The organism is Palleronia caenipelagi, from assembly GCF_007004065.1.
In the GTDB taxonomy this organism is placed as follows: Bacteria; Pseudomonadota; Alphaproteobacteria; order Rhodobacterales; family Rhodobacteraceae; genus Palleronia; species Palleronia caenipelagi.
The window spans coordinates 20,600-40,128 of sequence record NZ_VFSV01000023.1 but is presented as its reverse complement, the minus strand read 5'-3'; the positions used below and the strand labels follow the sequence as shown (position 1 = coordinate 40,128).

Annotated in this window: 14 protein-coding genes and 1 pseudogene; 8 read left to right on the top strand and 7 right to left on the bottom strand. The window is 57.9% G+C overall.

The features are described 5' to 3' along the window. Position 1 precedes the first annotated feature (1 nt). From FEV53_RS12805 to FEV53_RS12790, 4 genes are read right to left on the bottom strand one after another with little or no spacing between them, the layout of a single operon-like run. The gene (locus tag FEV53_RS12805) at positions 2 to 1,915 is read right to left on the bottom strand and encodes an FtsX-like permease family protein (RefSeq protein WP_142835220.1); all 1,914 of its coding nucleotides are present in this window, start codon (positions 1,913 to 1,915) and stop codon (positions 2 to 4) included. Between the two features lie 38 nt (positions 1,916 to 1,953). Then, positions 1,954 to 2,775, bottom strand: a complete 822-nt coding sequence (locus FEV53_RS12800; protein WP_142835219.1) for an ATP-binding cassette domain-containing protein — start codon at positions 2,773 to 2,775, stop codon at positions 1,954 to 1,956. Further along, positions 2,772 to 5,363 (bottom strand): hypothetical protein, encoded by a 2,592-nt coding sequence (locus FEV53_RS12795; protein WP_142835218.1) that lies wholly within the window; start codon positions 5,361 to 5,363, stop codon positions 2,772 to 2,774. The genes FEV53_RS12800 and FEV53_RS12795 overlap by 4 nt, the downstream gene beginning before the upstream one ends. Beyond that, positions 5,360 to 7,519, bottom strand: coding sequence for a hypothetical protein (locus FEV53_RS12790; protein ID WP_142835217.1), 2,160 nt, complete (start codon positions 7,517 to 7,519; stop codon positions 5,360 to 5,362). The genes FEV53_RS12795 and FEV53_RS12790 overlap by 4 nt, the downstream gene beginning before the upstream one ends. A gap of 376 nt (positions 7,520 to 7,895) precedes the next feature. On the opposite strand from FEV53_RS12790, the gene FEV53_RS12785 reads away from it, so the two are divergent. The 7 genes and pseudogenes from FEV53_RS12785 (at position 7,896) to FEV53_RS12755 (ending at position 16,276) form a co-directional block, all read left to right on the top strand. Further along, on the top strand, positions 7,896 to 8,543 hold the full coding sequence (locus FEV53_RS12785) for a TadE/TadG family type IV pilus assembly protein (protein WP_221931616.1): 648 nt from the start codon (positions 7,896 to 7,898) through the stop codon (positions 8,541 to 8,543). Continuing rightward, complete coding sequence (locus FEV53_RS12780; protein ID WP_142835215.1) at positions 8,540 to 10,300, top strand: hypothetical protein; 1,761 nt, start codon at positions 8,540 to 8,542, stop codon at positions 10,298 to 10,300. Before FEV53_RS12785 ends, FEV53_RS12780 begins: the two co-directional genes overlap by 4 nt. Beyond that, positions 10,287 to 11,897, top strand: coding sequence for a hypothetical protein (locus tag FEV53_RS12775; protein WP_142835214.1), 1,611 nt, complete (start codon positions 10,287 to 10,289; stop codon positions 11,895 to 11,897). Before FEV53_RS12780 ends, FEV53_RS12775 begins: the two co-directional genes overlap by 14 nt. Positions 11,898 to 11,916: 19 nt before the next feature. Further along, on the top strand, positions 11,917 to 12,870 hold the full coding sequence (locus tag FEV53_RS12770; RefSeq protein WP_142835213.1) for a hypothetical protein: 954 nt from the start codon (positions 11,917 to 11,919) through the stop codon (positions 12,868 to 12,870). Then, positions 12,867 to 13,679: a hypothetical protein gene (locus FEV53_RS12765; RefSeq protein WP_142835212.1), complete on the top strand. Its 813-nt coding sequence runs from the start codon at positions 12,867 to 12,869 to the stop codon at positions 13,677 to 13,679. Before FEV53_RS12770 ends, FEV53_RS12765 begins: the two co-directional genes overlap by 4 nt. 132 nt (positions 13,680 to 13,811) lie before the next feature. Then, positions 13,812 to 14,939: pseudogene (locus FEV53_RS12760) on the top strand (IS3 family transposase). Between the two features lie 221 nt (positions 14,940 to 15,160). After that, positions 15,161 to 16,276, top strand: coding sequence for a hypothetical protein (locus FEV53_RS12755; protein WP_142835211.1), 1,116 nt, complete (start codon positions 15,161 to 15,163; stop codon positions 16,274 to 16,276). 231 nt (positions 16,277 to 16,507) lie between these two features. Here FEV53_RS12755 and FEV53_RS12750 read toward each other — a convergent pair whose 3' ends face one another. Both FEV53_RS12750 and FEV53_RS12745 read right to left on the bottom strand, forming a co-directional pair. Beyond that, positions 16,508 to 16,861: a type II toxin-antitoxin system RelE/ParE family toxin gene (locus FEV53_RS12750; RefSeq protein WP_142835210.1), complete on the bottom strand. Its 354-nt coding sequence runs from the start codon at positions 16,859 to 16,861 to the stop codon at positions 16,508 to 16,510. Further along, entirely contained in the window at positions 16,851 to 17,120 is a 270-nt protein-coding gene (locus FEV53_RS12745) for a type II toxin-antitoxin system ParD family antitoxin (protein ID WP_142835209.1), read from the bottom strand. The genes FEV53_RS12750 and FEV53_RS12745 overlap by 11 nt, the downstream gene beginning before the upstream one ends. Positions 17,121 to 17,235: 115 nt before the next feature. On the opposite strand from FEV53_RS12745, the gene FEV53_RS12740 reads away from it, so the two are divergent. Then, positions 17,236 to 18,528: a DUF7986 domain-containing protein gene (locus FEV53_RS12740; protein ID WP_142835208.1), complete on the top strand. Its 1,293-nt coding sequence runs from the start codon at positions 17,236 to 17,238 to the stop codon at positions 18,526 to 18,528. A 94-nt stretch (positions 18,529 to 18,622) separates the two neighbouring features. Here FEV53_RS12740 and FEV53_RS12735 read toward each other — a convergent pair whose 3' ends face one another. Beyond that, the gene (locus FEV53_RS12735) at positions 18,623 to 19,339 is read right to left on the bottom strand and encodes a DnaA N-terminal domain-containing protein (protein ID WP_142835207.1); all 717 of its coding nucleotides are present in this window, start codon (positions 19,337 to 19,339) and stop codon (positions 18,623 to 18,625) included. Between the last annotated feature and the right edge of the window lie 190 nt (positions 19,340 to 19,529).

Here is a 19,529-nt window from a genome sequence, read left to right as displayed (position 1 = left end):
ATCACTTCATCAACTCTTCTAGGCTGCGCCCATCCGCCACGCCTGTTCGGAGCATCTGCCACCATGCGAGCGTGCTTGAAGCCCATAATACAAGTCCAAGCGTTTGCGCGACATCCCAGATCGATAGAGGAAGCAAGTCAATCCTACGGCCCAGCACGATCTTCTCGAAATCGGTCGAAAGCGCGGTAGATTGATTCAGCAGGAATTCTCGTAGTCCAATGAACAAGAGCAGTGCCACAACCATCGAGAATAGCGCCGCTAGCACCAGTTGCATCGACACCATGGCGGTCAGCTGGCGCGGCGAGAACCCTGAGGCTAAGAGAAGCGCATAATCGTTTCGCCGGTGGCCGATCAGGGTCCCGATCTGAACCCAAAGAATAGCCAGCAAGAGCGCAAAGAGTGTCCAGCCAATCGGCTTCGTGACTACTGCAAATAGATTTGTCAGGAAGGCCAGACGCTGTAGGCTGTCCTGGTAGGTCTCGCTTAGGCGCAGTCGGCTTTGTACCACCGTTTCGTCCTGCGGGGTCTGAACCGCATAACATAGAGCCTCCGTACTCGCGTTGGAGTCGACATCTCCTAGCGACACATCAGCACAATTTATGACGTCGCGTAGGGCGTCGATCTCAGTTCGCTCAGCGGCGAAGAGCAACATCTCGTTATAGCCGCGACCACCCGGCGTGGCCGAAACATCTGCCATGCAGACGCCGTCAACCTCGCGCAGTGCAGTCCCCGAATCCGATTTGACCACGTCATCAAGCAGGTCGCAGGGCGCGCTGAATCCGTTTCCGCGCAGTTCAAGGCCCAGAGTGGCAGGTAGACTGGCTAGTTCTACCTCGTCCGCAGCCTGAGCAACGCGCCCGTTAATCGGGGTCAGCCCGGCATCCGACAAGTACAGGGCTAAAGTATTGGCTGGGATCAGCGGCGGGCAAGCCGATTGGCGCGACCGACTTTCAGGTTGCCAAAACGACCGAGTCGTTGAGTGGATGATCTCACCGCCGAATTCCGCTTTAATCGGCGTAAGCGCTGCATCGAATTTCGCTCTCGCATCATCCTGGTCGGCAGGCTGCATTGTCAAAAGCCGTGGACCCTGAACCGCGTTCACTCCAGGCAACAGGCCCGGTCCTCCGGTCAGATCGGAACATAGCGCGGGATTTTCATGCTGCGCCGAAATACCCACGTACCAGCGCCGTTCGATCAGGTAGGCGTAATTCCGCGAGCCAACACCCAGGTAGCGTGCCCACACCACCCGAAACGGGGTCAGCCGGCTGCCCTTGGGCGTGCTCATCGACAACCAGATCATCGGCATCCTGGTCAGTCCTGCAGTCTCCTCCGGGATTTCATTGAAGCTTGTATCTGGGATGCGCCCCTCGACGGAGTCACGGTAGGCCGCTAAGTCGAAATGCCGTTCAAACTGGTCGATGTCCAGAACGATGGTCCAGAGTTCATCGGCCAACACCCCGAACGCGGTCGGAGCGGGCGGCAGTCGGATTACGGGAAACAGCGGACCGTCGAAATCTGCCGCGATGCCAACAAACGTGTCTTCATCACTCTCGCCAGCCAAGCTACGCCATACGCCAGCACCGGGCATGGCGAAGTGGTCACGCCCAAAGATGCGCCGGAATGGTTCTGCCGCGATGCCATCTGCTTCGATTTTCTCGACCAACGCCTCGGAAATCAGCGTCGCACCACCGAAACCGACGGTATTGGGCCGCGTCCAGACCGGGATGCCATAGCCTGGTTGATTGCCTAGGAAGGCGTCAACCGAGCGCTCTAGCACTCCTTGCCGAGCGGATAAGAGCACCAGCATTAGAATCTGCAAAAGACAAAGAAGTGTTGCCAACCAGAAGAAATCGCGCCCCCCCGGTGAACGGCGTGAGAAGGCGCGTATGAATTCCTTCCAGCCAAGTGCTGCCACGTTCCTCACAGGTCCGTCACTCCGCCCGCCACCGAAGTTCAAGCATGCATCGCCTCGCGAGGATACCATGTTTCACCGTCACTGGTCTCTTCGAACCGGGCCGTTCCATCGGCCACCCAAAGCCGCCTTAGCACGCCGGTGTCCGCGGGGTCCCGGTCATGATGGGTCACCCAGATCAGTAGCCGCTCGTCTGGGCGCTCAGAGACCCATTCCCTCAGTAGGCTCATCACCTCGCGCCGCGTGTCGCGGTCAAGTGATCCTGTAGGCTCGTCGGCGAACATCACGTAAGGGTCGCGGGCAATCGCTTTGAGAAGAGCAACCCTCTGTCCCTCTCCCCCCGATAGCTCGGCAGGGTACAGCGACAGGACGCGATCAACTGTTGCGGAATCGTTGGCGAACGCCGGCAGCATTAAGTTGTACACCCTCTCACGGGCGTCGGCGGGTTTGTCGCCGTTGTTGATCCGACCGAGGATAAGGTTCTCTTCGACTGTCAGATGCCTGAGTAGCCGAGCCTGCTGGAAAGCATACCCGAAGTAGCGACCGCGGATATACTGTAACGGTATCGTCGCACGCCTGTTACCAGACCAATGGAAACTATCACCATTAGGAAACCTCCATTCCACCTGAGCTGCGTCGGGTGCAGGAAAGGCTGTGGTCGACAGCACGTTCATTAGTGTGGACTTACCCGCACCGCTTCGTCCCATAACCGGAAGCATTGAAGTCGCCTCGGGGCCCGCCGAAATGACCATCGGCTCTGGCAAGGCCAGTTCGAAGCTTATCTCGCCTGAATCGTCGCGCCTACAGATATGTAAGTCCTTGATGCGGCAGCCCCAGGCCGCGCCGGTTAAATCGAGCGTCATGGTAAGAAGACTTCCGGCACCCAATATTCGCGGGCGTTCATGCGGACGAAGTCGAAGCTCATCAAGTCCGGATCTGGGAATCGAGCTTCGGTCTGGAACACAAGCTCCTTGACGTCGCCCCGCATATCCGGGCAGCGATCACTCGAAATCGTATCGCGCTTTACGATCGGAAAATCATCCCGGTAGATAGCGTCGAATACGAGGTTGTGCACTTGGATCCAGCGAGCGACCGCGTAGAGTTCGCACAACTCTACCTCCTGACCACTAAAACCGACATCAAATTCCTCTATTTTGGCCACGAAGTCACGCATCGAGTAGCTCAGGAGTGGAGTCTGCTGGGACACAGGCAATCCCGCTCGCATGTCAAGGTATTCCGGAATACTCATGTCCAAATCTCCTGGCGGCAATTCTCCAACCGAGTTGGCGACACCTTCAAGCATCAAGTTGACGATCATTCGTGAGATTTCGACTTCGTTATCGTCACTCAGATTTCGCAGGCTCTTCAATCGTTCGCGCCAGCCCGCGAACTCTTGGTTGGACAACAGGACGTCTCGGACAATTGCTTCGTTCTCTGCGATGTAGCCCTCGGCCACGTCCGAGACTACACGCTGGGTGCAGCCCGCGCCCAAAGTTTCACAAACGCGCCGCTCGATCTGAGCCAAGCGCAAAGCCGGAACGCCCGTGCTCTTGTCCTGGAGCGCAGTGATGATCTCGACAAGGCTCTCGCCGGTGCGTAGCTCAGCAATGATCTCGTTCAAAGGGCGTTGGTCGCCGTAGATTGCAACCCGGTCTAGTATGTAGGAAACGAGCTCGGCTTGTGCCGCAGGGATACTGCGGTTATCGAGAGTGAAGAAATTCTCGTTAATCCGTCGTTCGGTCGATTGAGCGAGTCCGACGGAGTATGCATCCTGGATCTGGCCGATCATTCTCCGCGCCTGATTGGAGAAAAGGTCGTATGCATCGTTGTACTTTTTACCTGTACGGCCTCGGGGCACCTGAATGAAGAAGGGGATGATCGGCTCTGCATTGCGGTCCACTACCTCCCGCATCAGTTGCACGATTTGGGCTTCGCGGGTAACCGGTACGCCGTCCGTTTCTAGTCGCGCGGAATTGAAACCTGTATCGCCGATCACGAACAGGAGCTTCACATTTGAAGGGCATGCACGCATGTCGTCGATCGCGAAGGCTAGGCCCAGCGAAAGGTTTTCTTCATGGTCGTTGTCCGCACTGTCGTCTCCAAGCTGCGTGTCTGTAGCGGCGATTCCGCGCTGCACTTCGGAACGGTTGCGCGCCAACTCTGCGTCGGAAGGTGCGCAATTGTTATCCAGCGGTAGCCCGTCACCTATGCCAAATGTCTCGCGGGTATAAACATCGCGATAGATACGGTAACCGTAGCGCACTTTGACATTTTTGAATCGGGGATCAGTATCGAAGGCGGATTGGATCGACGGGATCACGCCCAACGAGCTTCCTCGCCCCACCAGCGCGTCGATATGCGGGTCCATAGAGTCCGTGCCATCGATCAAGAAAAACACATCGAGATTGCGTAAACCGCGAAGAGAGGCGATGGCATCATCTAGCCCGTTGAGATCGTCTATGATGTTCTCGCCCACACCGGCGATCGGCAAAGCGACGCGTAAGAATGGATCGCCGTTATGTTCTACCCGGTCGAGGATCGGAATCCGGATCGGGGTAGTAAACCAACGAGGACCACCCAGTATCGGGTAAAGGCAGGGATCGTCGATACGCGCGTCGGCGGCCTCCTGCAATGTCTCGTGCAGGCAAACAACCGTCTCCTCGCTAGCCACCAGCCGGCCCGAGGAATTGTTGTAGACAAGGTTGTCGTTCGGCCGAAGCCCATAGCGGCTGTTCCAGCGGAACCCGTCATCCTCGTCAACCCAGCCGGTTAGCGGGGTATCAATCTCGGACAGTTGCTGCCCCATGAGAAGAATACGGCCCGATTGACTGTCTTCAGCAAAAACATAGAATAGCGAGAACCGCGTCAGCTGCTGGCAAGAATTGTTCAGTTCAGCACAGTCCTCGGTATTCGGACCCGCCGTTGGCACGACAACGCTGGCCTCTTCTTGGCTGAAATTGGCAACTGTGCGCACGTAGAATTTCATGCTCACGCCCTCTGCCGTCTGTAAAGGCGTGGTTTTGCACAGCAGTGCATCGGCATGAATCCAACCAAGCGGCGGTGCCTGTTGACTTGTGCGGCGGTCCTGTTTGGTGCTGATCAGTAGGAAGTCTCCAGATTGCTGACGCAAATAGACCCGTTGACCGAAGTCGACTGTCGCCTCGACCGCACCGGTGCGGTCGGGTTGATCGCGCACCTCAGCCCGGTTAACGATTACCGGAACGGGATCCGAGCGCGAAATTATCCCCTCCTCGTCAATACTGCCGATCTGATCGCGGTTCGTCAGGTCGAAGTGGCCCAGACACGATCCGGTTATCGCCGCTTGAGCTGATCCCGCAGACACCAACACCACGACAAGCAATGAAAGTAGCGAGTAAAGCGCGCCTGAAAGTAGCAATGAACTGCCGGTGAAGCCTGCGGTTGCGAAACCTGCGGATCCGTTGTTTGTCATTGTCCACCTCCCAGAACTCTGGCGACGTTGCTATTAATCTCACTGATCAAAGCCCCTGCCAGGCCATCCGGCGTCGTGTCGATGCAATCGTCGAAAAACAAAAGCGACTTAAATGTCTCGCAGTTCTTTCCGCCTAACGGATCGATAATTACCGCAGGCACGCCCCGCACTTCCCAGGCAAGGGCCTCGGGCGAGTCAGTTATCTCCGAAACGAATACGCTGGAACTATCGGCTATCAGAATTAGCGCTGACAATCGTTCGCCCCATTCACGGTACACCCAGCGAAGATCACGCAAGATCTCGGAGCTGGGGTTCACGAAGGACATCCGGTAAATATTCTCCACGACCGCCTCTGCGTTGCCGAAATGCAACTCTTCGGCTTTTGAAAGAAAATCGCGACGTTCATTTTGTGTGGTAGCTAAATCGACTGGCAAGCAGCTATCTGATTCGCTCAGTTCGGCAACTGCCCCTTCTAACACTTGCAAAGTTGCGCGCCCGGCCAAGCCGTTGAGACTACGGTTCTGCGCGACAACCACTGCGATTCGGTCGGCGATGCAGGAGTCCGGAGGCAATGCGGCCGTCAGCCGCGCCCGGTCTGCCGACAATTTAAGCGGCGCGCAGGCGCTAACCCGCTGGTTATCGCGCTCCACCATGACCGAGCCGCATAGCGGTGCTTTTTGAGTTCCTAACCCGCGCAGAGCAAGATCAATCGAAGCGGTAGGAACGCCCGAACAATCCGGGCCATCGAACAGAAGCGCCGTGCGCCCGACGCCGAACTGATCGTTTGCGATATCTAGAGCCAGTGGGAGATCCGGCAGGGTAGAGGCACGCGCGGCGACCTGCTCGAAGGCCAGTAAACCATTGACCGAAAGCGGAGTGACTTCATCGAGCATTAGTGTGCCGTTCACGTCAACTTGAAGCCGTACGAAGCTTGGAACTTTGTTGAGCCAGCCGGCATCCGACAGCGAAGGTAACCGCCCCTCTGCCGTGAAGCCAACGCCGGGTGCAGGCGCGTCGCAGCTATCAGTATCGGAGGCGGAGCAATAGCCGCCGAATCGGACTGCCACATCGAATTCCGCGCAACTCGCCGCCGCGTCCGTCGCCAGCACCGCTGGCGACAGTTCCAGAGACGGCGCCGCCTGACGCGGCACCATGCCCGCAAGATCAACCTGCTCGTCAGGTTCGACCTCCGACAGATCAACCGAGATCTCGCTCCATATCGAAGTAGAAAAATCGATCTTTGGGGTATCCAGCGTCAACAAGCATGCCAAGCCCGAGCCATCGGAGGTACGCTCGCAAGCAGGGTTCACGGCTCCGAGCACGCCGCTATCGAAGAAGCTGAAGACGCCACAGGGGAATTCCAGCTTGTAAGTCGGCTCTACTTCCTCGCGCGGTTGAAACAGCGCACTACAATTGGGATTGCGATCGAGCTTAAAGGCTAACCCGCCGGCCGGAATTGCTTCTGGATCATATGAGATAGAGGCATAAGAGAATCCATTCTGGCTAAATTTGGGAACCAGATCAATGTCAGGTGGCACAACTAAGTCGTGAAACCGCTCAGGCCAGATCACGAGTGCCGAAGCCAGTTCGACCACGTCCTCCTCCCCTTCAACAGCTTCGTCTTCCGTAATCTCGCCTGTATCCGTCTGGGCGATGACGCTCGGCCGAGCTACCGGTCTCACCGAGACCTTGGGTGGTATCTCGCGCACGCCCGTCGTCCCGTCCAAGTCTTTCGATACCTCGTCCGCTTGTGCGATTATGCCCGCCTCGGCGTCTGGCATTCCCAGCAAAACTGAATGCTCCGCTGCTTCCTCGAGTGTGGCAACGTATTCGACCACCTCCAAAAATGGATACAGCGGCGGTGCTGCAGCCGTGCCAGTCCGCGGCACGACTAGGCCATAGCGCCGCTCTCCTCCAAAAAGTTTCGCTATAGTACCTTCGGTGATATTAACCTCAAGAAAATCGGACAGGCCGCATTCGTAAAGTGCCGAGACACCATCGATATAGGGTTTGACGAAGCTGCAATCCCGAAGCGAGAGCGAAAATGGGCTGATGTTTTCCGGAGGGGCGACGCGGACAACCATGCGCTCTTCGCCTGACGACTGTGCGGACGCGCCAATGCATGCCGCAAAATTTGCTGCAACAAAAACAACCATTAATCCCTTTATCGGCATTGCTGCAAATTCCCCCTTCCACGAGGGTGGACAGAACGACTAATAAAATCAACCCGGTTATTCGAATGGGTGGTATTTGGTAGGTCTCTTCGCTTCATCTTTCGGACTAACAGATTTCTGGGTCCACTCAACAAGTATATCCACCGGACCATTGTTACATGTCGCTCGTGACACGAGGGTCTCTCTCGGGTGGTCAAACGCCAAGCGGTGTAACGCTTAACCTGCTATTGCGACTTCGCAAACAACTGGGCGCAAAAAACGTTCTGTATTGAAAAAACTATGCTAAACTTCTGTGACCGAGGAGAGCAGGCGAGAGGGGGAAGAAGTGCGCGCCACTAGGCTGGTACTGGGCTCCAGTTTGAAGAAGTTCATCCGCGATGATCGCGGGGCTTCAAGTGTAGAATTCGCGCTTCTTTCCGTTCCGGCCATTATCGTGATTATTGCGGTAGTGCAGACTGTACTGTTGGCACGTGCCACGATTGTCCTCGAGCACGCCGCCTACGCCGCCGCGCGTAGCGCTCTTGTGCACCGATGCCGACCTATTTCCCCAATGATAGGGGACGAGAACCTGTTCTCGTCTGCGAGCGAAATTTGGGGAGCTTTCAATTGCGACGAGACCGAGGCAGATGCTAGAATTCTGCGCGCCGCGCAGCTTGCTGTGATCCCCATCTCGACGTCGAATGGCAACTCGCGTCGGCGCCAGGGCAGCTGCCGTCACCCAGACGCGGCCGTTGCCTTCATCATTGGCGCCGGGGTGCGAGAAGGCCTGCGCGAAGCCGTCGATGAACAGGCTTGCTACGCATTCGAACCCGGCAACGTGCAGGTCGAGGTCGATTGGAACACCCTCCCGTCCGGCCTTTCTGTTGTCAGCGCGCTGCCCACACTGTCGGCCACAGTGACCTACCGGATGCCGGTTCTGATTCCCGTTCGCGGCATCTTCAGCGACGGACGGCGCGAAGACGGCACCCACTACCGGGTTATCGAAGCTGCGGTGAACCTACTGTGAGCAAGAGCCCGAAGAACATACCGCACCGCTTTCTCAGCGACCTGCGTGGGCAATTCGCCTTCCTAACTGTTATCGGGTTGATCCCGCTGACCTTCTTGACTTTTAGCATCGTCAATTCCGGCTCGGCCATTCAAGACGCGACGCGTAGCCAAGACGCCGCCGATATGATCGCGCTGGTACATGCGGCCGAGGGTGCGCGCTCAATGAACACGCTGGCGATGAACCATATCAGCCTAACTCAGAATTACGCTACCGCCGTCCATGCCAGCTCACTCGACAATGCGATTGCTATCCACAACGCCGTTTTATCAGGGGCCATAGCAGAAGCTGGCATCTACATCACCGATACTTGCGATTTCTATCCGCGCACATTCGGCGGCAAGATTGGCGGCATCCTATTCGCTATTTGTGCGGCGCCAGCAACCGCATATATTGGAGAACTGGCGCTCGAAATCGACCGGGTACAGGGCATCCGCCGCGACTACCGCCCTGAGGACGCGCTCGCTATATCCGGCGATGCCTTGCGTGCGCTTAACGACCAGAATCGTGAGATCTTCGACCGTTTCCCTGAGGCAGTGTCCGAACAGGCCAGCCTGATCGCCGAAGCTCATAACGTTACCGACATCTACTTTGACGAAAGCTGCGCGCGCGGCGACGCCGCATCCTGCAACCCGCAGGACCGACGACAGGGAATGGAACTACCGGTCACCATCAACGAACCACGCGCGGCCTATCTGAATTTCTGCGCAGGCCTCTTCTTCGGCACGGGCGGGCTTTCGTCGGCCAACGTACCAATCTTGGATCAGGTACCAGGGCTGTCGAGCTTTGCCTCTGTGCCGCTTATGAATGGTTCCTTCGAGCGGCGGCTGTTCCCGCTTAACCAGGGTCCAATGTACGGCGGCGCGGCCAATGGTGACCGATATCTTCCGGTCCATGTTTCAAAGACATCTGAAATGGGCTACGCGCTCGAGGACTACCAGGACATGGCCCACCAAAAGCGGCTGTATGACGGCGTCATCAACGTCTTTCGCACGCCAGCCGAACTAACCGCCTTCATCGCGCGGTTGGCCAGCCGCATCTTTTGGGGGCGGTCCACCAGCGGGATGCAGCGCGATGCCGAGCAGAGAGCGCGCAATCTACTCGATACCTTCATCATCGATGGAACTTCAACCGCCGACTACCACAACGGTTCCGGATTCGCGTACCCGATGGATCAGACGCTGGACACAAACATCTTCACCATCATGGTAGAAGCCCGCATCGGCGCTCAATGCACTGGCCAGATTGGGCAGGCAAATAGCGTCGGCAGCCAGCTGACAAGTTTCGTTACCGGCGTTCCAGGGCTCGGCGGCCTATTTTCGACCGTGCCAGACTTCGACCTCTATCACCCCATCCAAGGCAGCGGGTCAATCACGGCGTTGCCGACAATAACACCCGATCTCGACGATTTTCACGACGCATACCGCCCACTGGCCTTCGTATTCCGTGAAGGCGCAAACCGCTGGTCACCGTTGGCGTTCCGAGATCCCAATCCCGGCTTCGTACGCTATGCTCAAGGCATAACTTACAATCCCGATGAGATCTCGATGTATTCGCAGAACTGGAGGGCGCGGCTGATTCCAGCGACACGGATGCTTGACCGGGCCACCGTGGCACAGCGGATGGAAGGACGCGTTCCGCCAGCATTCGAGGATTTCCGGTCCGACCTGCACGCGGTCGGCGGGGCAGCGGATTGGGCCGACCTTGTCACGCGATGATCCTACCTCTCCCGCGCCGCGTCACGCTGTTGCGCGGCTGATCGCCGATCGCCGCGGCTCGGTCGCGTTCGAGGCGGTGTGGGCCGTGCTCTTCGTAAGCGTCCTCCTGATAATCACGCTGTTCCTGTTTCAGCTCGTTAAGACCGGCGGCTCGGGGTCAATCGATAACCGAACTGCCGGGCGTAGCGCTGCACTGAACGAGATCTGCCAACCCGACGGAGTTGTTCCAGGCCAAATGCAAACCGTCGGCCAACGCGATGACAGTGTTATCCTGATCACCTGCAATCCCGGAGTGGAGGGCGAAGAACGCCTCCCCGAGGATCAGCGCTTCTGGCCCGCGCTGACACGTATTGGCGATGCGCAATTCCCGGATTTCAACCGCCAGCAGGAGGGCGTTGGCAACATTACCCTTGTCCATTCCGAGCAGTTGACTTGGTTCAACCGGGATTTCAACATCGGACTAGGCCTGCTGGCCTCGAACCTGACCTATTCCAACGAAACCTTGACACCGATGGCCGAGACTTGGCGCTTCGACGTGCAGGCCTGGGCCGAGGGGCATGACAAGGTCGTCTGGGATCGCTTCACTCAGCCGCACCGGCGGCTGTTTCCCCGCGTCTATCCGTCGGCGCTGCAACCCACCGAGGACCCCTGCTCGCGGGTCAACCAGCACAATTCGCGGCAAAGCGGCGGGCGTACGGTCGGCATCAACCTATCGAACGGCAACCCGTTCGGTGGCTCGGGCGGCGGCAACAGCGAAAGAGCCGAGACCGACGTCAGGGGCACCATCGAGATCGGCGAGATGGGCGGGAGTCTCTTGGACGTGTCCGAGGGAAGCGACTTGGGAGATGCTTGGGAATGCCAGCGTACGCGGTTTCTTTTTTTCGAGAACACGCTGTCGATCGTGACCAACAAATTCGAGGTTTTTGGCTTGGATTTGCATCTTCCCGCAGGGATCGAGGGCCAGCTTGATGCCGGTATTTACCGAGCTGAGACGGTGACGCTGAACAAGGACAGCAACCTTCTGATCACCGATTCGATCGATCTTGGTACGGTCGACGGCGAGGTTCGCGTCCAGCTTGACGATGGCGGCATCGAACTCGAGGCTGATCTTTCGGGGCGAGCCGGGCGAGCCCGGCGCGAATGGTGCATGGGTGCTGGCGCCGGCACCTCGGGCTGCGCGGGGGTCGACGCCAGCGTGCTCCAAGGCGATATCGGAGGGGAGATCGAGCTCAGCCCCGAAGAGTTTGAGATCGAGGGCTCGGTGGGCGGCAACATCCTTGGCGGCGGCGCGGATGTGAAAGGCACCGTCCAGATTGGCGACATCCCGATCATCGGCGACAGCGTGCCTGACGTAATCGGCGGCACCCAAATCTCCGGCGAAGTGCGAATCGAGGTCGGGGTCGGCGGCGGACAGGTTGCAACTCCGCCCGGGCTCGGCGAAGGTGTTGATATCAAGAGCACTAGCGGCGGGATAACAGCAGGAATCGAAGGCGAGTTTTCGATCAGCAATCAGACGGTCGAGGACGCGGTGGGCGAAGCGATCAACCAGGGAGGCGACAGGGCAAGGGATGCGTTGCGTGACATTTTCCGGCCATAGGGCGTTCGGCGCATGGCTCATGGCGATGATGCTGACGGCGTTTGCGGCGGCGGCCCAGGGCACGGTCGATCTCGACGACGTGCAATACCTGCGCATTGAGGACAGCGACAACGGCGTCAGCTACCTTGTGCCGGACGACGCCGACCTTGGCCGCCCGGCAAAAGGTAGTTATTCGCTTAACGGACTCGCAGGCGAAGGTACGCGCCAATTGCAGGTGATCTGGGACCGGCGTGTCGCCTGGGTTGATACGTTCGACATCGCCTTCGAGTTCATGCATGTCGACTGGCTGCGCGGCCATGCCGTACTGACCGGGCAAAGCGTGCTGGATCTGTCGACGATCGAAAACGAAACAGGCATCATCGGTGGACGGATGGAGGCCACCGTTGAGGGTGACGGCTCGAACCCGCGGCGCAGCTATCTCTTCATGGTGGGAGGCAAAGGTTATCACGTCCACGGCCAGAATGACCGCTCCAATTTCCTCGTGGACATCATCGCCGCACGCTTTGCTACCACGGTTGGGACACCCTGGGGCGATCTCGACGAAGAACAGACCGTCAGCTTCAGACAGGTTAGCTTCGACATCCGCGACGACTTAGTGGTCGAGGATCTCTCCAACGATCGCGGCGAGGTGCTGTTGATCTCGGACCGCGAAGAGCTTGAACAGGCGGCCGTGCTCCTGATCCTGCGCTATGTCGAGGGAGAGAACTTCCCTGACCAGGCCCGCACCTTCTACGACCAGATGGTTCAACTAGGCTTCTTGGTGGATACCGAGAAGGTCACCGAGAAGCAGATCGAGCTCAGTCTCCTGTCTGATGACGGTCGCGATTTCCAAGCCTACCTAACGGGCGCGACTGGAGGTCCATCGGTAGGGCTGCTGACGCCCTACGTCACGGAGAACCCTGCTGTATGGCTTGCCGCACGTCGGGCCTATGCCGCGGCGGTGCTAGCGCTAGCCGCTGAAGCACCGAAATGACCGCCGCGAGGTGGCGCCTAGCCGGTTTTTTGGTATTATCGCTTTCCCTTTCGGGGCTGGCAGCGCCTGCAGCAGCCCAGACAATCGAGCCCACTGCCGATAATCGCTTCACAATCCTGCGCAGTAATCTCGTGGTGCGGATCGAGGACTGGCCGCGCCTCCGTCGGCAGTTGCTGACCGCGTGGGGCCTGACCGAGTTGCCCGAGATACCCTTCGGCGAAATTGGCGCTATGGGCACATCCGAGATGGAGCTCTTCACGGTAATCACGCCCGCGCTGGAGATCCTATCGCTCCGGCGCCCGCCGTTAGACTCAGATATTCTCTACGAGCTTGGCCGCCTCTATACTGATATTTCGCCGGACCGGATCGACGAGTTCACCAAAGGCGTGGTGATCGAGATCACCAACCGTATCGGCGACAGTGCAGAGGTCGCAACGTTCTTCTTCGCGGAAGCGCCAACGCCCCTTCCCTTGCCAGATCCATCGCCTCCGCTCGAAATTGCCAAAGCGAGCGAGAGCATGCGCTGCGCTCTGCCCGAGGATGCTAAGCTTGTGCTGAAACAGTTCAGGCCGGACGGCGGCGGCATTTATCGTTACGAGACCGCCGAGGCGGTCCCTTCGTTGATTGAGCGTCTCCTCGCGTCATTCCTGCTTTTGGGGTTAGTGGCTGAAGTGCGCGATGTCGATGAGGCTACGATGTTGCGCGCAGCTAACCTATTTCTTGAAATCCTCGTGCTGATCGAGGTCGCGGAAGACAGCGGCCTTACCAGCGTGATGTATATCTTCAGACTTCCGATCGAGAACGGCTGAGACCGACCTTCGGAGCGGAGCTCTACGCTACTCAGTTCGCTTGATGCTAAGACAGCAATCCCGAGTTCTGGAAAAGTGGTCTTCCCCCACTGAAGTGGTCCTCCGCTATGTTTAGGGAAACGGAGGAAACAGATGGCAAACAAGCGACCAAAGCCCGAGGAAATTGTGACGAAGTTACGGCAGGTTGAGGTTCTGACGGGGCAAGGCATGCCGCGTCTGGATGCGATCCGTCAGATCGGTGTGACTGAACAAACGTATTATCGCTGGAAGAAGAAGTACGGTGGAATGGGCGCGGACCAATTGAAGGAACTGAAGCGTCTTCAGAAAGAGAATGAGCGGCTGCGCAAGGCCGTTTCGGATCTGACCTTGGACAAGCTGATCCTGGCAGAAGCAGCAAAGGGAAACTTCTGAGCCCCGCTCGTCGCCGTACCTGCATTGATCGTGTTCGAGCGGAGCTGATTGTCTCGGAGCGCCGCGGCCTGTCGTGTTCTCAGACAACACCGATCGACACCGCGTAAGGTGCCTGCTGGTCGTCCAGACGAAGAACGCCTGGTGGCCGACATGATCGAGCTGACCCGGCAATATGGACGGTATGGCTATCGTCGGATTGCAGCACTGCTCAGAGATGCTGGCTGGCATGTGAACGACAAGCGCGTCGAAAGACTGTGGCGACGAGAGGGGCTGAAGGTGCCAATGAAACAACCAAAGAAGGGACGGCTTTGGCTGAATGATGGATCGTGTGTCCGGTTGCGGCCTGAGCATCCAAACCATGTTTGGTCATATGACTTCGTGCATTGCCGCACGGACGATGGGAAGGCGTTCCGGACATTGAATATCATCGACGCGTACAGCCGGGAGTGCCTGACCATCCGCGTGGATCGCAAGCTGAACTCAGGCAACGTCATCGATGTGCTGAGCGACCTGTTCATCCTGCGCGGTGTGCCTTCGTTCATTCGGTCTGACAATGGCCCGGAGTTCGTTGCTCAAGCCGTACAGGACTGGATCAAAGCTGTCGGCGCGAAAACGGCTTACATCGAACCTGGATCGCCTTGGGAGAACGGATACTGCGAAAGCTTCAACGCCCGTTTCAGGGATGAGTTCTTGAATGGCGAAATCTTCTACAGCCTGCGCGAGGCGCAGATACTGATCGAACAATGGAGGAAACACTACAACACCAAGCGGCCTCATAGCGCCCTGGGCTATCGCCCGCCTGCCCCAGAAACCGTCGTCACGATGGACCGGAGGCCAGTCATGCACTAACAATCAAATTGGACCACTCAAGTGGGGCTGATCAAAAGCTGCCTCTCAACCCTCGGCATAGCTTAAGCTCAAGGGCGCTCACCCAAATTGGTCCCAACATGCTGGCGCTGCCCGCTTGGGCTGGCGCGTGCTTGGCTCCAACTTGACTCAATGCGACGCACTCGGGCAAGGTTTTAGGTATCGGGTCCTCATTCTGTCATCCCATTTCGATCAGATCTAACATGGCAATTGCTCTGATTTCCAATCGCTGGCGCGAAGCTCGATCTGGGCTGTCGATAGCCCTACAAGTATTTTTTTCAATCCTTGCAAGCCCGGCCTCTGCCGAGTGCGGTCTGACAGATGACTGCCAAAGCCCAAGCGGGGAAATCCTTCTGGCGCAGGCAGAAGCGTCAGGAGATCAAGTGTTGACCTGTGCTGACCGGTTTAAAACGGTGTTGGAGTCTTGCTCTGTCGATCTGATCTCGGCCTATATGCGGGAGTGCGGGACAGATTCCTCCCTCGGTCAAGCTTTCGAGAGGTTCAGGCAAATTGAAAAGGGCGAAATTTGTGAGGAGGAAATTCTAGCCGAACAGGCGGGGCTGGCTGAGCAACAACAGCAAATCGCTTGGCAGCAGGCACAGTCTTCAGACACTAGGGGGGCGTATGAGTCGTTTCTTGAGCGCTTTCCTTCGGGAGAAAACGCTCCATTCGCTGAGGCTGCATTGCGACAGAGTCGCTTCAATAAAAAATACCGTCAGGTAACGGCAGAAATACAAACGCTGCTATCGGAGGAAGCTTGCTTAGATTCAAGTCAGATTGATGGTTTTTTTGGAGAAAGTTCTCAACGTTCACTCAAGACGTTGATCGAAAAAAATGCGGAACAGAGTAGGTGTACGGACATCAACGTTCCAACTGTGGTTAGAAGTAGATCGGAAGTACCAGCAGGCTGGATACCTAATTCTGAGAAAACACTATCAAGGCTAAAGCAATGTTTGAGCACTGTTGAAAGACCAGCCTGTAAAGCGCCGGACTACTTCGTGTACGTACGTTCCACCTGCAAGTACGCATTCAGAATATTCGTAGTAGTCTATGAGCCTTCTGGAGACTGGGCTTATCACGGCTGGTATGATATCGAACCCGGCCATAATCAATATTCTCCTCTGGCACGAGATGACGGTAGTCCGATCGTTACGCAAATAGACCGTCTGTTTTACTATGCGGAGCTCATAGACCGAGACTATAGCTGGTCTGGAAATCTCGTGAGGTCATTTCGTGGGAGTGAATATGGTCTTAGAGAAGAAACTTTGTCGAGTGCTAAAGATCCAGCTAGAATTTCTTTAGGCTGTTCAAATTTGTAGACCCCAATTGACCGTTTAATAACGATACTTGTGATTGCATGACCTGCTTAACTCCGCTTCGACAGGCATGATGTTTGTTCTCCGTGGCGTGATGAACTCACCGTCGTCAGATCACTTTGGCGCGGAACAGTTCCTTCGTGTTGACGACCGGGCTGCACGGCCCGTGACGAGAACATCGGTGGCTTTGGGGCCACCAATTTCAGTTTAAGTCAAAGTCCCGCTTCGCCACGCTCAAAGGCGATCCGTCCGGATCCGAGCGAGCACGTGGGAGTGGTGGTCCTGGCCACCGTAGAAGACGGCGAGAACCCGGAGTTCCTCTACCGCTTCGGTGAGGGTGAAGTAAAAGATCGCCCGATCTTTCGTGACGTGTCTCATACCGCTCAGGATATCGTCGTGACGCTCGCCCTGAAACGGAGCCGTGCCCAGCGCCTCCATTGTGGTTTCAACCTTGCGCAGACGATCTGCCGCCCTGTCGAAAGCCTCGGATGGGCTGTCGCCAAAATCCTGATAGGTTAGAAAGAGATGATCGAAAATCGCCTCAAGATCGTCATCACAGGCGGTGCTGCGGACAACCCTAAAGGCCATGTTGGAGGCGCTTGCGGGCGAGCATTTCCTCGGTCCGGCGGCGGCCGTCCTCGGCCGGGACAAAATCGCCATCCGCCCGCGCCTGGAAAAAGGCCCGAAGCGCATTCAGCTCGGCCTCTTCCCGCTCGGCTTCGGCCCGCAAAAGTTCCAGACCGCGCTGCACCACCGCGCTGACGCTGGCATATTTGCCATCCGCGACGAGGGCGCGGGCGAAGCAGTCCTGTTGCTCGGATAAGGAAACGGAGGCTTTGACAGACATGGGCGAGCTCCTTTTGTGCTACTCAGTAGTAGTTCCATTCCCTCCTCCATTCAAGGGATCTGGCCAACCGGCGCCGTTTGCGATTTGTATCAGGCGGAGCAAACAGGGAGTCCTCATGAGCGGCCGCACCGATCTCTCCGCACTCCTCAACTTCATTGCACAGGAGCAACTGTGGCACGACCGTTTACAGGAGGTGGTCGGCGAGCATGCGCATCCCATGATGGAGGAGTTCGACCTCGGGTCAGAAGAGCTTGAGGAGCTGCTGGGCGAGTCCGCGACGATGCTGCTCTGGGGCTGCGGGTTTGAGGACTTTCTCGCCCGGCGCTACCCGGACGGAAATATCATCGATCTCTATCTCAAGCGCCGGGGTTGGGCCGACACGGCGGCAAACCGCGCCTATTTTGCGGCGCTCCGGGACACGCCTGTCAGCCTTTACGAGGTCAGTGACGTGCGTCCCGGACACTCCATGGTGCTGCGCGACCTGCTGACCAGCGCGGATCCGGTGACCGTGCAGGAGAAGAGCGCGACCCAGAGCCTGCATCAGTGGGACCGGATTGCGGTGCGCGTGGTCCCTTGGGAAGATCACTTTGTCATGTCCGGAGCCGCCCTGCCCTACTCCGCCGACGCCACCGCGATGCTCCTTGACGCACTCCGCGACGAGGATGGCAGCCCCGTTCAGGTCACGCGAGAGACCTTGTTCGGCTTAGCACCGCTCTTCACCGGGATCTGGCTCGGAACCGAGCTGGAGCGGATGCTGGATCAGGAGGAGCCGGAAATCCTTAATCGCGACGGCGATCCGCTGATGTTCCACGAGCTGCGCTTTCCCTTTGCCAAGGGCGTCACCCAAAAGCAGATCGCGCCTGTGCTGAACAAACGCCGGGATATGATGTCGGAGGGATCGAAATCATGGGTCTGGATTGAGACAGGCAAGACCCGGCACAGCACCGCCAGCGAAGGATATCCGGTCTTCGGCCCGGTGGAGCTGAAGGGCAGCGCTCTGATCGTGAATGTCGATTCTGCGGCCCGCGCCGCGAAGGCCGAAGCCTTGATCACCGACCTTCTGGGCGAGGTCCTGCGCCCGCCTTTGACAAGCATCGAAACCGTTGGACAAGTCAGCGCAGCGAACGACGCCACTGCCGATGCCGACGACGCGATCCCGCCTGAACTGGTGGAGCAGATCCTTCAGGAGCAGATGGACCTGCATTATCGCAGCACCCTCGACAGCCCGCTGCCGATGCTCGACGGCTTTTCTCCCCGAGAGGCCGCCCGCGATCCGTCAACGCGGGATAAGGTGGTCGGCTGGCTCAAGCACCTCGAAAACGGCAGCGCCCGGAGCAACGCTGCCATCGCGGGCTATGACTTCACCTGGATGTGGCACGAGCTCGGAGTGATGGATGCGCGCCGGTAAAACCGCGATGCAGTCGCTCCGCCCCGCGAGTCACCGCGGAAAGGCCAAGACAGGGCGGAGTCGCTCTCTGCCCGGTATCCCCTGTCCAGACTCCTTACTGCGCCGGAAAAACGCGGATTTCTCTGATGCTGCTATCTGCCGCTGAAAGAGCGGCCAGCAGACGGAGGGACAGGTGGGTCTGGACGTAGTCCGCCACAAACCGCGATGGAGCGGTGAAGGAAAAGACGCCTCCATCTTGTCCAACCGGGACGAGCTTCACAAACCAGGCCTCGAACAGCTGAGCGGAATGATCCCGCAATGCCCGGGCCGCAGACGGCCAGATTGTGCCGTCCTCGGAAGGTAACGCGGCAGGGTCCCGCCGGATCGGGACAACATTCGTCTCCATGGCCTGTGGGTCACAGGCATCAGGGTCCATGCGCGCAGCAAAGTCCGGCCCGATTTCAGTCCAGAACGGCCGCGTGCTTTGGAGAATGTTTCGAAGATCAAGGCTGTATTCCGCGACCCGCCCTCTTGCGGGGGGAGCCGCGATAGCGATCCAGCCCATACTGCGCATGACTGACAGTTCGCGCTTCACCGTCCGCTCAGTCACGCCCCACATGCGGGCCAATTCACGCTGGCCCACACGGAAGGTACCGCGCCGCCAGTTGAACCGCGCTGTGAGGATCAGCGCAAGTCTGGGGGCAAGCCGGGCTTCGGCGGTGTCAGAGCAATTCCCGGTTACAAGAAGCGCTGTCAGGATATCGTATTTCAACGACGACGCACCTGGGCCGACGACCTTCTTTGTCGTATGGATGGGATGAACCGCCTGCATATCTGCTCCCGATCCGAACCCTGATGTAGGATTCGGCTACACTGCTCTGCCTCGATCTGCCCGGTGGGCGCGTATGCGCTTTGTGCGGACGCTTTTCTTATCGTTGAGCTGATTAACGTTGGTTTGGGGCTGTCTGTCAAGGATTCGCGATGCTGGTGACCCTTGACCTGAAAATGCGCAATTACAAAAT